Consider the following 14,634-nt stretch of genomic DNA (forward strand, 5'->3'; position numbering starts at 1 on the left):
TATAAATTAACTAGCGTTTATTTGGTTTAGGAAATGGATGTAAATTTATCATGATTTTCATCATTAACTGACAGATTTGCAGATGAATTTAATTTTCTTGAGATTGATTTTGAAAAAGGTTTTAAAGTTGAGTTCTGTTGCCAATAGAGGAATACAACGCTATTGGCATTATAAATTTATTTGTTTATAATTATCCGTTGCAATTTTTTTTGGTTTTGGCGTGGTTTTGGCGGCTATGGTGGCATAAGTTTAAACTAAAATATTTGCTGCGTAAGAATTATGCAAAAAGTATTTTTTAAAATTAAAAAGTATAGTATGACGCAAGTTAAAGAGAACAACACGGTAAAAGTAAATTACACAGGTAAATTAGCTGACGGACAAGTTTTTGACAGTTCTGAAGGAAAAGAACCATTAGAATTTACTTTAGGACAAGGACAGATTATACCTGGTTTTGAAAAAGGGTTAATTGATATGAAGTTAAATGAAAAAAAGACCATTACAATAGCTAAAGAGGAAGCGTACGGAGACATTAATGAGCAACTAAGACAAGAAGTTAAAAAAACCGAACTTCCTGAAGATATTAAGCCAGAAGTTGGGATGGGACTAGTTTCTAAATCTCCAGATGGACAAGAAATGAATTTACGTGTGGTTGAAGTTAGCGAAGAAAGTATTGTCGTAGACGGAAATCATCCATTAGCGGGAAAAGACCTTATTTTTGATCTTGAAGTGGTAGACATTAAATAGATAGAGATTACAAGATATATTACTTATTTTAAAATTACCTGATAGCCTTTGCTTAAATTTATTTAGCAAAGGCTATTTCTTTTAATGGGTGTAAAAATTTGTTTCCAAATCACCTAAAGCACTTGGTTTTAAAGCCGCTCTTCCTGATTTAGTAAAATAGTATGCCCTATTCATTCTTTTTTAAAAGGTATGGTCTTAACAGAAAAAAGCCTCTACTGTTATGTTTTTAAAACAGGTAAAGCCTTCAAAATAAACAGCAAAACCGAAGCGTAAAAAAAAATATTCTAACTTTACATCGCGTGTCTTTCCAAGAAGACCAATGTTTTAACAAAAGACGAACTTATGAGCCACTCTAAAATCGAAATTTCTGGGAGTTATTTAATAAAAATGCTCCTTATTGTTGGAGGTGTTTTGACGCTTCTCTACATGGGGTCTAACCTGTTGTTGCCTTTAGTGGTTGCGGCTATTATTGCGCTGCTATTAGACCAGCCTACCCAAAAAATGCAGCAGTGGGGCCTGCCCAATTGGCTAGCCATAACGTTGTCTATTCTTTTAATGGTGGTGATTTTTCTGCTGCTAACCTGGTTGGTTAGTTCACAGATAAACACCATGGCAGGCGATTGGCCAACAATTAAGGAAAAGGCAACAGTAAAATTGAACAACTTGACTGAATGGGCTAACCAGAATTTGAATTGGGACTATAAGGATTATGTAGACAATAACAAACGCTTGGTTGAAAAGATTGAGGGTTTGGCACAGGCTTTTGTTTCGTCAATAATGAATTTGCTGTCGCAATCTCTTATCATTTTTGTGTACATTGTTCTTTTATTGATGCAGAAACAAATGTTCATCAATTTCTTTAAAAAAATCACGGCTAATACGGCTGCAATGTCTTCTCTTTTAAGTGCGTCTTCAAGCATTATTAGGAGTTATCTTTTTGGAAAAAGTAAGATTATGTTTTTTTTGTTCGCGATCTATTATCTTGGTTTTACTATTGGCTCCGTACCGTATGCCTTATTTTTGGCAGTGTTTGCGGCGCTTTTTTCAATTATTCCTTATGTTGGAAATATTATTGGTGGTGGTATTGCTGTGGTTTTGTCCTATTTGTACGCCGGCAGCACTCCAGCACTTATTGTGATTGGAGTGATTTCTGCAGCGCAGCTGCTAGAAAATTACATTCTTACGCCTTGGATTCTTGGTGATGAAACAGACTTGAATCCGTTTATTACGGTGTTTGGTATTATTCTTTTTAGTATGCTTTGGGGTACAGTGGGTGCTATTATCGCCCTCCCCATTATTGGAGTATTAAAAGTAATATTCGAACATACCAAAGGCATGGAAGCCTATGCTTATTTGATTAAAAGAAAGGAGTGATGCTGCTGTGTTAATGGTCGTATTTTCTATTGTTAGAAGCGTCCGCCACTATTTTTTGTAGCCTTATTGGGTAAATTATCTCTTTCGTATTTGTTGTGAATGGTAATTATTGCGAGTCCAAAAAGAACAGCGACTATAATAAGTATCGTATTAACGATACCACTAACACCAAATGAAATTCGGATTAAAATCGTTGAAATTATAAAACCAGAGTTCCTTATAATTTTATGAAATTGATCGGTATAGAAAAAGGTAATTAAAAGCAATACGACGTCAACAAGGATTAATACCGTAAAGATTTGATCGAAAAAGAGATTGTTAATACTATCAAATCCTGGGAATTTTTCGGAAGATAGAGACATTTCTTGAAACCAATCTAAGAGCGTGTATATGGCCATGCATGAGAACAATGGCACCAAAATAATCGCAATTATTTTTTTCTTTCTTATAAACCTTTTAAGTATAGGCTTTAAATCTACTTTTTGTTCGAATTTTAGTTTGCCTTGTTTTTGAAATTGAAATATTAAATAGAAAAGCAAAAGTGATCCTACCAAGTCGTAAGTAAATTGAAGGTCTTCTTTTATTTCGAACCAGTGAGATGACAGTTCTAAAGACGATAAGTCTTTAAACAATTTACGAATAATAATAAGTGTGATAATTTCATACTGCTTTATTATATAATTTGTAAACGATTTGGGTAAATAGTAAACTAAGAGATAAACTTCATAAATTAGAATAAAAGAAAAGGGGGTGTAAATTGCAGATATAGGATTGTTTAATAATTCTGGGTCTGACGGTAGGTCTATAAAACCGAATTTCAATAGGTAAATAACCAATAAGTGAATAAAAAAACTAATGATGGCAATGTAGAGAATGTTCTTTTCAATTTTTCTACGCGTCACCTCAGAAAGCAATTTATCAAATAAGAAGGGTAGGATGTTCTTTACTCTGGTCATACTTACATATTTTGACTTGTTTTACTAACCTGGTCTAACTAATTCATTTTTAAAAGCTCATTTTGAAATGCTTGTAAGCTTTTTCCAGGGACCACAGAATGCTCTAAGGCTATCAAAGCACGCTCTAAAGTGCTCAATACAGCGATAAGATCGTTTGCTGAGACTGAGCCCATGTGGCCGATTCTAAAATAATCGGCTTTTATTTCTGGAAGCAAACCTCCGGCAATAATCACATTATTAGCCACCATTTTAGCACTCAATGCACCGCCGTCTATGCCTTTAGGATAGTACACTGCTGATAAAGTATTGGCTGCTATTGCATTTGTTTTTGGTAAAATCTCTAGGTTTAATGCGGCTATTCCTGCTCTAAAGGCCTTTGCTAAATTTTGATGCCTTTTTATGCGCGTGTCCATGCCTTCTTGAACTATTATTTTCAGGCTAGTTTCTAAGGCTACAATCAAGTTAACGGCAGGTGTTCCAAAATACGAAGGTCGTCTGGCTTCATAAGCGGTCATTATGGGTAGCCAATTAGTCCAATCTGCGTAGTAATTACTTACAGGTGTTTTTCTGTTTTCCCAAACCTGTATTGCACTTTGCGATGCCATTAAGAGCGCAAGTCCTGGAGGCACACCAATGGCTTTTTGAGAGGCTGTTAAGACCACGTCAAGTTCCCATTCGTCTTGATTTATTTCTTCTCCTGCAACCGAGCATACGCCATCTAAAATGCTTAAAACATTATATTTTTTGGCTAAATGGGCTATGGGTTTTGGGTCTACTAAAAGTCCTGTAGAGGTGTCTACATGAGTAAATGTTAAGGCTTTATAAGCTCTTGTTTTTAATTCTTTTTCAATGGCTTCAGGACTTACAACCTCGCCAAGAGGCGCTTCTAAAAGCGTTGTATTTGCACCATAACGCTCTAAGATATCCTTAAACCGTTTGCCAAAGTATCCTGAAGAAATGACCAAGACATCATCGTCTGTCTCTATAAGATTGGCAGCAGCCATATCCATAGCCAATGTGCCTGTTCCTGAAACGATAAAAGGTTGTCCTTTAGGCGATTTCCATACGGTTCTCATTAGCTCAAGGCTGTTTGCAAAAACAGCAATAAAATCTGGAGCAACATGACTTGTTGTAGGGATGCTCATCGCGTGTAATACGTCTGGCTCAAACTCAATAGGACCAGGGATCATAAGTAATTTTCTGCCTTTCATTATTTTTTATATTAGTTAACCAAATTAATTTTGCTTATAAGTATGCCATCTAAATCTACATAAATATAATCATGAGGAATAAAGGTAACACCTCCAAATTTAACTGGTACATCAACCGCTCCTATATTTTGTTTAATACTTTTAACAGGAGAGGTGTTTAATGCTCTTATGCCAATATTCATAGTATTAATAAGATCACTATCGCGAATACAACCGTTTACTACAATGCCTTTCCAATTGTTTTGTATGGCTAATGCTGCTAATTGATCGCCTACTAAGGCGCAGCGTAATGAGGCGCCGCCATCAATAACGAGTACTTTGCCTTTTCCGTCGGATTCTAATTGCTTTCTAACTAGGGTATTGTCTTCAAATAACTTTAGTGTTGTTATTTTTCCTGAAAACGCCTTTTTAGCCCCAAACGAATTAAAAATAGGAGCAACACAACTCAGTTGTTCGTGGTGGGCATCCCAAAGATCTGCTGTTGTAAACATGGTTATAGGGTTTATTTAAATAGGTTGCTTTAAGTGGTAATAGTAAAAAGGCAACATGTAACACGTTGCCTTTTTTGAAATATTGAAATACCAATTATTTGTCTAGAACAAGCTCTCGTTTTGGCTCATTTATTTTAACTTCAAACTGGTTTGAAGTGTTATTTTCACCTCCAGCTTTTAAAGCTTTTTCTCCTGCAAAGAATGTCTTATGGTCATCCCCTAAGTCAGATCCTGCCATTCTTTGGTGTTTTACACAAGAAACACCTTTGCGAATTTCTTGTCTTTGCACCCCTTTTACGTAAGCTAACATACCTTCTTCACCAAAATAGCCTTCAGTTAAATCATTCATATGAAGGGCTGTTGTATGATACGTTGGTAAGGTTATTAAGTGATGAAAAATACCCGCTTCTCTTGCACCATCTATTTGGAAGGTTTTAATTTTTTCATCTGCACGATGGCACAATTCTGAATTGTCATATTCTACAGCCATTAAATTATTTCTATCGTAAGCGGTCATGTTTTCACCTTCTGCAAGCATTTCTTCATACGCTTGGTTACGGAAGTTTAAAGTCCAGTTAAACGATGGTGAGTTATTGTAAACAAGTTTAGCATTTGGTATCACTTCTTTAACTCTATTTACCATATGCGCAATTTGCTTCACATTTGGTGTTGGTGTTTCAATCCATAATAGGTCTGCACCATTTTGAAGACTAGTAACGCAATCTAAAACAACGCGATCTATATTAGAACCCTCTTTAAATTTATATAAACCATTTGCTAATCTTACAGGACGCACTAATTTACCATCTCGTTTAAGAAGTACATCGTCTTCTTGGGCATCAGTAATAGCTATTTCTTCGGCCTCTACAAACGCTAAGTACTGAGAAGCTAAATCTCCAGGTTCTTGACTCACTGGTAATTTTTGAGTTAATCCAGCACCTTCAGAATCTGTTCTGGCAACGATAATACCGTCATCTACTCCTAATTCTAAAAACGCATAACGAATGGCATTTAATTTAGCAATAAAATCTTCATGAGGTACGGTTACCTTTCCGTCTTGGTGACCACATTGCTTAGCATCAGAAACTTGGTTTTCTATCTGAATAGCGCAAGCGCCAGCTTCAATCATTTTTTTTGTTAATAAATAAGTGGCCTCTTCATTACCAAAACCAGCATCAATATCAGCAATAATTGGAACGATATGTGTTTCAAAGTTGTCAATTTGATCTTGTACATCTTCTCCTTTTTCAAGTCTTTTAAACAAATCATTTAACTCTATAGCATCTGCTTGACGTAGAAAATCATAGATTTCTGCGATAAGACTAGGAACCGCTGTTTTTTCGTGCATTGATTGGTCTGGTAATGGTCCAAATTCTGAACGTAATGCCGCTACCATCCAACCTGAAAGGTATAAATATCTTTTGCTAGTTGTTTTGTGGTGTTTTTTAACTGCAATCATTTTTTGCTGTGCCACAAAACCATGCCAGCAACCTAGTGATTGTGTATAGTTTGAAGCATCTGCATCGTATGCTGCCATATCTTCTCTCATGATACCAGCCGTATATCTAGCGATATCTAAACCTGTTTTAAAACGGTTTTGAGTAACCATTCTTGCTGCACTTTCTGGATTTATTGCGTTCCAAGTTTTTCCATACTTTGCTTTTAGGTTTCTTACGGTCTCTAATGCAGAGCTATAATTTGATTGTGATAAATTTTTCATAATTTTGGGCTACGTTATTTAGTATTAATAATTAGATCCTGTTGTTTGTTGTCGCAAGCGCAGGATTGTTTTTTTTATATGTATTGGTATGCTGGAAGGGTTAAAAACTCTTCGAATTTTTCTGAAATTACTAGGGTATTAAATAAATCTATGGCTAATTCGAACTTGCTGTTCTTCAGGTTGTTTTCGCCAAATTCTGAAATGATTTTTTCTACTTCGTCATCAAATAATTCCGTGTACAATTCATTGTTGAATGTTCTTCCATCCTCAAGGACGACTTCGTTTTTTAACCATTGCCATACTTGAGTTCTTGAAATTTCGGCAGTAGCGGCATCTTCCATTAAATTGTAAAGAGCTACAGCGCCATGACCTCTTAGCCAAGCTTCGGTATATAAAATACCAACATTAATGTTTTTTCTTATGCCGGCTTCTGTTACCGTACCTTTTGGTAGTTCTACTAAATCTTGTTCGGTTATGTTTATATCGTTACGTGTAACATGCATTTGGTTTGGTGTTGGCATGTATTTGTTAAATTCTGCCATGGCAACCTCTACTAAAGCTGGGTGTGCCACCCAAGTACCATCATGTCCGTTTTTTGCTTCACGTTCTTTATCTTTTCGCACTTTTTCTAGAGCGACTGCATTTGCAGCTTCGTCATTTTTAATAGGAATTTGCGCTGCCATTCCGCCAATGGCTAAAATGCCTCTTTTGTGGCAACGTTGTATCACCAATTTTGAATACGCATCCATAAAAGGAGTGGTCATGGTGACTTGATCACGGTTTGGCACTACAAAATTAGGATGATTTCTAAATTTTTTAATATAAGAGAAAATGTAATCCCAGCGCCCGCAATTTAATCCCACAATATGGTCTTTAAGTTCGTAGATGATTTCATCTAGCTGAAAACTTGCAGTAATTGTTTCTATTAAAACAGTCGCTTTAAAAGTGCCCTTAGGAACTTCTAAATAGTCTTGGGCAAAAGTAAAGACGTCATTCCACCAGCGCGCTTCTAAATAGTGTTCTAATTTTGGCAAGTAGAAATAAGGTGCTGTACCATTTTCCATCATTGTTTTTGTATTATGGAAGGCATATAAACCAAAATCAACTAGGCTACCAGAGCTTTCTTCATTATTAATAAGAAGATGTCTTTCGTTTAAATGTAAGCCTCTTGGTCTAACAAGTAATACGGCAGTTTCAGGATTTAGTTTGTATGATTTATTGCGTTTAGTATCTGTTAATGAGATGGTTTTAGTATTGGCATCTATTAAATTTTGTTGGCCTTCAATGGCATTTTTCCAGGTAGGAGAATTACTGTCTTCTAAGTCGGCCATAAAGGTTTTGGTGCCAGAATTAAGCGCGTTAATAATCATTTTCCTATCTACAGGTCCTGTTATTTCTACACGTCTGTCTTGCAAGTCATGTGGGATACTTCCAGCTTTCCAATCGCCCGCTCTAATGGCTTTAGTTTCTTTTGGGAATTCTGGAAATTTACCTTCATCAAACACCTTTTGTTGTTGTTCTCTTTTTTCTAACAAGGCTAAACGCGGGGCGTTAAATTTTTCATGAAGTGCTGTTAAAAAATTGAAGGCTTCATCTGTAAGTATTTCTGGATAGTAATTATTTACTTCTCTAGAAAACGTGATTTTAGGTAGTTTTAAAAGTGTGGTTCCCATATTGTTGTAATTTTATAGTACAATATTAAAACAAACTTTTTAATAAAACAAGCGAACGTTCGCTAAATATTGTTTTTCGCAAAACAAAATAGTTCGCCAGTAAGATTCATAAGTTGTTAAAGCTAAAAATTATACCTCATGTCTTTTAAGGTGAACGCTAAAGTATATGGGGGACTGTGAAGCGATTTCCCTGCATGGCTTTGGTGCTGTTTTTAGAATTTTGTTGGACTTATGGGTAGAAAAAAAATAGTTATAAAAATCTAACGCAGCGAAAATTTCAAGACATTATGGGAATGAGAAAAGGGTCGAGCACCACCTGGAGGATTCAATAGACCTTATTAAAAGGTGTGGCTTATATTAGGTCTCTAAAATGTTATTTGGTAAATGTATGCCTAACACAAGCAAATCTTTTCGGATTAAATTAAAGACGAAACGCAGCAATATGTTAGCGCTTTAAGTTGTTTATTTGTACTTAGAAATAATTTATGAGCGTTTTTACTTGTGTTCTTTTGGGATTTACTGTTGCCTTTCTTGGTAGTATTACACCAAGTTTTTTAAATTTAACCGTTGTTAAATTTAGTTTAAAAAGTGGCAGAAAAGCGGCTTTTTTTTTGATAGGAGGTTTTGCTACCGTGTTGTTTTTTCATGCCAATATTGGTGCTTATCTATCGAGTGTTTTGATGAAAAATTCAGAATACATTACACTCATTCAAAAAGTGGGAACAGGAATTCTTATTCTTTTGGCTATTCATTTTTTTAGATTGCATTTCACTTTGAAAATACAAAAAAAGAAAACCAAAATTGATAAGTCGAAAGCCTATTTACATGGTGTTGGTATGGCCTTACTCAACACATTTGCTATTCCATTTTATTTCACGTCTATTTCTTTGCTAATAGGCCTAGATTATTTTGAGTATTCTGTCCTAAATGGTTTTTATTTTTCAATAGGTTCTACCATGGGCTCATTTTCCTTATATGCCTTGTATGCCATAGGCGCTAGTAAAATTGAACACAAATTAACTTTTATAGCAACTAAAATGAATTTTATTTTGGGTTGTTTAACAGGTGTTGTTGGTTTGGGGAATCTTATTTATTTATTATAAGTTAAGCTAAAAAAAATAATTATTTTCTGAACTATGGTTGGAAACAATTAGCTAATTCTTCATATCCAGCTAATTTAGAATTTGTTAAATTAAAATTCGCCTAGGGAGGAATAGTAAATCACAAGTAAATAATTGTTCTCCATCCATTAGAACCCATTCCTGTTTTAATCGATGCATATAGATTGCGTAAATCCATTATTTCTTGAAACCTAAGGGTATTTATATGAGGAACTCTGGCTATTTTACGAGGTCTTTAGTCTCAATAGATTTATCTGTTTTATTCTCATTTTTGTTTATATGTAGTCCTGTGTAGAAATTACCAAACGATATTTTATGAATATTTGTCATCGCGTATTACATTATATTTTATTGAATCTCAGTGTATTTGTAAAATAAAAATTCATGAGAAATAATCGTAGGGGGTAATTGCGGCTTAAGCCTCTAATATTTCAGAAATCAGGATCTGATATTCTTGAATATTTCTTTCGTATTTTTTCTGTACTCTAATCCACAACAAAAGACCAATGGCTAAAAGTATGGCTCCAATTAAATACATGTACACACTGCTATTTTCTCTAGAGAATACGGCAATTAGAATGCTGAAACCCGCAATTATATTTGTAACTATTACTAATTTCCACAAAAAGTGTTGATTAAAAGAAATTTCTACATCGGTTTCATTTTCAATATCTGTTTGTGATAGTTTTCCATGTACAACAATGCTGTTTAAAAAGAACAAGTACCACGCATATAGAATACGTTTACGCATTTTAAAAGTTATGAAATTGTTTTTTTCGTGGTTCATATTAAATACAAACCCGTTAACAGGTCCAACGGCGGCTTCTAAACGTTTACTAATTACTTTAGGATTACTTTTTGATTTAAAATTCCATTTTTTCATGATAGTGTTTTCAATGTTTGGAAGGTACCAAGTTAGTTAAGGTACTAATTTAGGAAATATAAACCGAATATTGCACCTGAGAAAGACATGGGCAGTTTACTGGTGTAAGCAATTTTTGTAAGTAAACTAGAACCAGTAATACATGATATACTTCTTAAGTTGGCCTTTCGTTTTTACTATTTTAAGCGGTTATATCGTTTTTTAAGGTCACACTATCTTTCAGTTTTTGCATCTCTTTTTTGACGCTTTTCCTAATTATAATAAAAAGGATTATTCCAATAGTTACATACGAAACATCGAATAAAACTAAAGTTCAAAACGCTATGTATAAACTAAATTCAGGTGTAATCATATAAAATCCAACAGTATATAAACCAATAATTATAGGAGCAATAACGTGATGAATTGTTTTTCTAAATTGATGAAACGTAATAGCGTTTTCCGCTTTTGTTTAAACATTAGTTAAAATGGCTTGTTTTTTAACTCAGTTCTTTGTCCGGTGTTGTACTTGTTCTTCATGCGGTTCAATATGAATGAGTACATGTCCTAAATTTGGTATTTCTTTTCGTAAATAGTCTTTTAATTTATGGGCAATGTCGTGACCGGATTTTACTGTAATTTCACTATTGACAATGGCGTGTAAATCAACGTGGAATTTCATTCCGGATTTTCTAATAAAACATTTCTCTGTGTCTAGAACACCTGTAACTTCTGTTGATTTTTCTCTAATTTGAAGTATTAAGTCGTCATAAAGTTGTTCGTCCATAACTTCTCCTAATGCTGGCCGTAATATTAAATAACTGTTATATAAGATAAACGCAGAAGCAAATAGTGCTGCCCAATCATCAGCAGTTTCAAAACCTTTTCCAAATAATACTGCTATTGAAATTCCAATAAATGCCATTATCGAAGTTATAGCATCACTTCTATGATGCCAAGCATCTGCTTTTAGAGAAGAACTATTGGTTTGTTTACTTTTCTTGATTACGATTTGAAATGATATTTCTTTCCAAACGATTATGAGACCCAAAACAATCAAAGTCCATGATTTCGGAATTTTATGAGGGGTTTGAATGTTTTGGATACTTTCATATGCAATAATTGTAGCAGAAACAACAAGAAAAGCCACAACTCCGAATGTAATTAAGGGTTCAATTTTTCCGTGCCCATACGGGTGGTTTTCGTCGGCGGGTCGTTTGGCATATTTAAATCCTAATAAAACTAAAAATGAAGCAAAAATATCAGTTGTCGATTCAATGGCATCTGCAATTAAAGCATAAGAATTTCCAAAAAATCCGGCAAGTCCTTTTATCAAGGCTAAGGCAATATTTCCAATGATGCTGAAATAGGTTGTTTGTATTGCAGTTTTTTCGTTGTTCATTATTTTTGTTGGGGGCTTGTCCTTAAATAGGGCTAAAGGTTAAACCGCTAATTTAGTAAATAGAAACCGAATAGACGCGAGCGAAACGAACTGGCGAAGCAACATTCGTTTGGGTTTTCGTAAGTAGGCTAGTACTAGCCATATATTTTATATGGTGTTAGCAACTTTTTTTTCCATTAATTAATTCAGAGCGATTTTAGCATTTTTTATGTCCGAAATCCATTCTTCTGTGTACTCATTTTTTGTTAAGTTGGAAATTCCATTTACGTAATAGTTCCGCAATTCAGTCACAGTCATTTCCCTTTGAGTTGGTTCAAATTTAATTTTACACTTATTAATTCTCGATAAAATTTTAACCAATTCCGCCATTTTTCTATCGGTTTTTCAAGTCCACTTGCTTTAAAGACGTTTCCATTGTAATTACAAAACATTTTATTCCGATAATACGTGTTACAGATTGATTTTTTGTCTGTGTATATCAGATTACTGAATAAAATGTAATCAAGAATATCGTTATCATTCCATTTTTCAGTCGATATATTTATTATTGGGAACGTCATTTCTCAAGTTCTAAGTAACGTTTTATAATGTTCTGAAAATCATAGTTTAAAATTCTTGTTTTTAGCGCTTTTTTTGTCTTTTCTTGGCAAACTAAACGTAACCATAGCATAATTCTTTTCTCCCGAAAAAGGAAGAATTGTGGCTAATGTAAAGTTGATATGGAATCGTTTTAATATTTTATATCAACAGTTACCGAAGTTTGATAATTTTTTCAAAAATCAATGGGTAGTATTACTAATGTTTTATTCAGGTAGTTCTACCTAGTTTATAACATAAAAATCTATGTATCTTGTTGTTATCATCAGATGTGTAGTAAGATTACGTCACTATCTGTATCATTCATGTTCAATTAAACCAATTATAGATATGGCTTCACCACTTAAAGACAACACCTTTCTTTTGCTTTTACAGCTTAAAAAGAAAGACATAAACAACCAACGCTTAGTGCTTTTAAAGCAATTTTTAAAACAAAAAGGCAACGCAGCAATTACCATTATAAGTGATGCTGTATTTCCGTTAGGTCAAGAGTATTGTGCACTTGTTATTCTTAAAACAGATGCAACAACAGCTTTAGAGTCTTATGTTAAAGATTATAAAAACCATTTTAAAATACAAATTCGTCCAGTAAGTGATATAGCTGTAAATACAACAGTAAACGCATTTAACTACTGTATTTGTATTGGTCATGATCCTTTGCAAACAGCATTTAGCCAATTGGCTAAAGTATCTGCAGATGCTATAAAAGAACATGCAAAAGTAGATTTTGAAGCACATGATGAATTTTCAAGTTTATACCTATTACAGGCAACATGTGCTAAGGCTGCGATGAGTTTTGGTAAGCAAAATACTACTAATAAAAATCTGTGTTTAATGGATGCCATGCCTATGCAGACGTTTCTTGAGATGAAGTTGGATACTTCTAATACAACAGCGCCTAATGATTCGTTATGTAAAGCAGCAACGAGTCCAAAAATGAAGACCGCTATGTCTGTATTAAATAAAGATGCTAAAGATGCTTATTATTCGGACTCTTATTTTAATCTAAAAAATACGGTAAAACCTCAAGAATCGTTTACTTCGTCTAATAAATTAACGTATGTATTTCAAAAAAGTACTGGTGTTTTTCGTTTTAAAAATACAAATTATGAGAGGCACTATGCTGTAAATTCTAGTTTTCCAAAGCCTAGTGTAGCCATACCACAAATTACAGATGGTTCAGTATCTATTAATCTTTCAAAAAGTAATGAATTTACAGTGGAAACACCATTAGCAAAATGGTTAAATGATTTATTGTTTACTAACACCTATGATTTAGATTGGCCAGAAGATCATTATGTAGGAGAAGAAGCCAGTGCTTATGCTTATATCCTTTCTCAGATTTCTGGAGGCAAAGTACCAAAAGATAATACGGTACATCCTTCTACAATACATAACATTAGTATGCCTTCTGGAGACCAACCGTTTTCAGAAAAAATATTCTTAAAAGTAAAAACACATTTAGGAACTGTCTGTTCTAGCTTTGGGTATTTAAATGATTGGTATGCAGACGATGGTCATTTTGATGTGTTGATAAGGGAAATTGCATTGGTTTCGTCACTTAATTTAGAAGCAGCTAGTAGTGAAATGTCTATTGATACAGGTAGAAGTGTAGAAACGACCTTAGGTCTTATTTTTTCTATTATAAATTCGTTAATTGGTGCAATTCCAGATATTGGACCTCCAATTGCTGCAGCTATAAATTCGGGTTGGAATGTTGCAAAATATAAGGGAAAATTAGGTGATCCAAATGAACCAATAAAATCTACTGTCTCAGAAATGGCGAATAAGCTATCGGACAGTTTGGTTGGTCTAATAGATTCTTCGGCTATGATGTATAAAAATATAGCTAGTAATTGGGGCAAGTTAAACACATTTGCAGAGGACGCTATAGCACGACATTATTTACCAGAACATGCTTTTGGAACTGAATTTTTTGCTACGAAGAAAACTGCTTTACCATCAGAATTTATTGTTGCAGGCGCAAATGCGTGGTCCATAATATTTTATCAAGCACTTTTTGCTGCTAAACATACAGTAGATTGTGGTATGGATTATACGTATAATGGTCCAATTTGTAAATTGGATGCTTTAGCAGGAACGTTTATGTATACACTACCTGCACGATGGTACGATGTATCTCAAAATATTATGACCGGACATATTGTATTAGCATGTACAACAGATGCACCAAAAAGTGTATTACAAAAACTTTTTGGTCCTGATGGCTTAGGTGTAGATCCAATTGCTTTTTTTATTGGATTTAATGGATGGCCACAAGTAGAGCCACATTTATTTATAGACTTTGCATTAATAGATGTTTAATTAAAATAAGATCTGTGCAGTTTAAGTTAATGGCGTTTTAAAGGGTGGTATGCTCCCAAAAAAAGTGGAGCTCTGTATTTTCGTTGTTCATTATTTATGTAGGGGGCTTGTCCTTAAATAGGGCTACAGGTTAAAGCGCTAATTTAGTAAATAGAAAC

11 protein-coding genes are annotated in these 14,634 nt (G+C 34.1%); 4 read left to right on the forward strand and 7 right to left on the reverse strand.

Going from position 1 to position 14,634, the window contains the following annotated elements; all coding sequences use genetic code 11:
* The first annotated feature begins 315 nt into the window (after window positions 1-315).
* Together GQ46_RS11885 and GQ46_RS11890 are read left to right on the forward strand one after the other, a co-directional pair.
* Entirely contained in the window at window positions 316-744 is a 429-nt protein-coding gene (locus GQ46_RS11885; protein WP_044405004.1) for a peptidylprolyl isomerase, read from the forward strand.
* Between the two features lie 342 nt (window positions 745-1,086).
* Entirely contained in the window at window positions 1,087-2,118 is a 1,032-nt protein-coding gene (locus GQ46_RS11890) for an AI-2E family transporter (RefSeq protein WP_044402173.1), read from the forward strand.
* Window positions 2,119-2,150: 32 nt separating this feature from the next.
* Here GQ46_RS11890 and GQ46_RS11895 read toward each other — a convergent pair whose 3' ends face one another.
* The 5 genes from GQ46_RS11895 to aceB all read right to left on the reverse strand — a co-directional run bounded on the left by GQ46_RS11895 (window position 2,151) and on the right by aceB (window position 8,169).
* Window positions 2,151-3,074 (reverse strand): hypothetical protein, encoded by a 924-nt coding sequence (locus tag GQ46_RS11895; RefSeq protein ID WP_044402176.1) that lies wholly within the window; start codon window positions 3,072-3,074, stop codon window positions 2,151-2,153.
* Between the two features lie 38 nt (window positions 3,075-3,112).
* Window positions 3,113-4,285 carry an alanine--glyoxylate aminotransferase family protein gene (locus GQ46_RS11900; RefSeq protein ID WP_044402179.1) on the reverse strand — a complete coding sequence of 391 codons (1,173 nt, stop codon included), beginning with the start codon at window positions 4,283-4,285 and terminating at the stop codon, window positions 3,113-3,115.
* A gap of 11 nt (window positions 4,286-4,296) precedes the next feature.
* Window positions 4,297-4,776, reverse strand: coding sequence for a ribonuclease E activity regulator RraA (rraA, locus tag GQ46_RS11905; protein WP_044402182.1), 480 nt, complete (start codon window positions 4,774-4,776; stop codon window positions 4,297-4,299).
* Window positions 4,777-4,870: 94 nt separating this feature from the next.
* Window positions 4,871-6,496, reverse strand: coding sequence for an isocitrate lyase (locus GQ46_RS11910; protein ID WP_044402185.1), 1,626 nt, complete (start codon window positions 6,494-6,496; stop codon window positions 4,871-4,873).
* 74 nt (window positions 6,497-6,570) lie between these two features.
* Entirely contained in the window at window positions 6,571-8,169 is a 1,599-nt protein-coding gene (gene aceB, locus GQ46_RS11915) for a malate synthase A (RefSeq protein ID WP_044402189.1), read from the reverse strand.
* A gap of 485 nt (window positions 8,170-8,654) precedes the next feature.
* Here aceB and GQ46_RS11920 point away from each other — a divergent pair, with 485 nt between their 5' ends.
* Window positions 8,655-9,272 (forward strand): LysE family transporter, encoded by a 618-nt coding sequence (locus GQ46_RS11920; protein ID WP_044402192.1) that lies wholly within the window; start codon window positions 8,655-8,657, stop codon window positions 9,270-9,272.
* Window positions 9,273-9,705: 433 nt separating this feature from the next.
* Here the strand turns inward: GQ46_RS11920 and GQ46_RS11925 are convergent, their stop codons facing one another.
* Both GQ46_RS11925 and GQ46_RS11930 read right to left on the reverse strand, forming a co-directional pair.
* The gene (locus GQ46_RS11925; protein WP_044402195.1) at window positions 9,706-10,173 is read right to left on the reverse strand and encodes a hypothetical protein; all 468 of its coding nucleotides are present in this window, start codon (window positions 10,171-10,173) and stop codon (window positions 9,706-9,708) included.
* A gap of 484 nt (window positions 10,174-10,657) precedes the next feature.
* A complete protein-coding gene (locus GQ46_RS11930) occupies window positions 10,658-11,554 on the reverse strand; it encodes a cation diffusion facilitator family transporter (protein ID WP_044402198.1) in 897 nt (298 codons plus the stop codon).
* A gap of 927 nt (window positions 11,555-12,481) precedes the next feature.
* Between GQ46_RS11930 and GQ46_RS11940 the strand changes: the two genes are divergently transcribed.
* Window positions 12,482-14,476, forward strand: coding sequence for a hypothetical protein (locus GQ46_RS11940; protein WP_044402203.1), 1,995 nt, complete (start codon window positions 12,482-12,484; stop codon window positions 14,474-14,476).
* Window positions 14,477-14,634 lie beyond the last annotated feature (158 nt).

The sequence above is a fragment of the Lacinutrix sp. Hel_I_90 genome (genome assembly GCF_000934685.1).
Classification (GTDB): Bacteria; Bacteroidota; Bacteroidia; order Flavobacteriales; family Flavobacteriaceae; genus Lacinutrix.

Excerpts from the sequence above, each read along its gene's own strand:
- GQ46_RS11885 (WP_044405004.1), top strand. The coding sequence starts at position 316 with ATGACGCAAGTTAAAGAGAACAACACGGTAAAAGTAAATTACACAGGT.
- GQ46_RS11890 (WP_044402173.1), top strand. The coding sequence starts at position 1,087 with ATGAGCCACTCTAAAATCGAAATTTCTGGGAGTTATTTAATAAAAATG.
- GQ46_RS11895 (WP_044402176.1), bottom strand. The coding sequence starts at position 3,074 with ATGACCAGAGTAAAGAACATCCTACCCTTCTTATTTGATAAATTGCTT.
- GQ46_RS11900 (WP_044402179.1), bottom strand. The coding sequence starts at position 4,285 with ATGAAAGGCAGAAAATTACTTATGATCCCTGGTCCTATTGAGTTTGAG.
- rraA (WP_044402182.1), bottom strand. The coding sequence starts at position 4,776 with ATGTTTACAACAGCAGATCTTTGGGATGCCCACCACGAACAACTGAGT.
- GQ46_RS11910 (WP_044402185.1), bottom strand. The coding sequence starts at position 6,496 with ATGAAAAATTTATCACAATCAAATTATAGCTCTGCATTAGAGACCGTA.
- aceB (WP_044402189.1), bottom strand. The coding sequence starts at position 8,169 with ATGGGAACCACACTTTTAAAACTACCTAAAATCACGTTTTCTAGAGAA.
- GQ46_RS11920 (WP_044402192.1), top strand. The coding sequence starts at position 8,655 with ATGAGCGTTTTTACTTGTGTTCTTTTGGGATTTACTGTTGCCTTTCTT.
- GQ46_RS11925 (WP_044402195.1), bottom strand. The coding sequence starts at position 10,173 with ATGAAAAAATGGAATTTTAAATCAAAAAGTAATCCTAAAGTAATTAGT.
- GQ46_RS11930 (WP_044402198.1), bottom strand. The coding sequence starts at position 11,554 with ATGAACAACGAAAAAACTGCAATACAAACAACCTATTTCAGCATCATT.
- GQ46_RS11940 (WP_044402203.1), top strand. The coding sequence starts at position 12,482 with ATGGCTTCACCACTTAAAGACAACACCTTTCTTTTGCTTTTACAGCTT.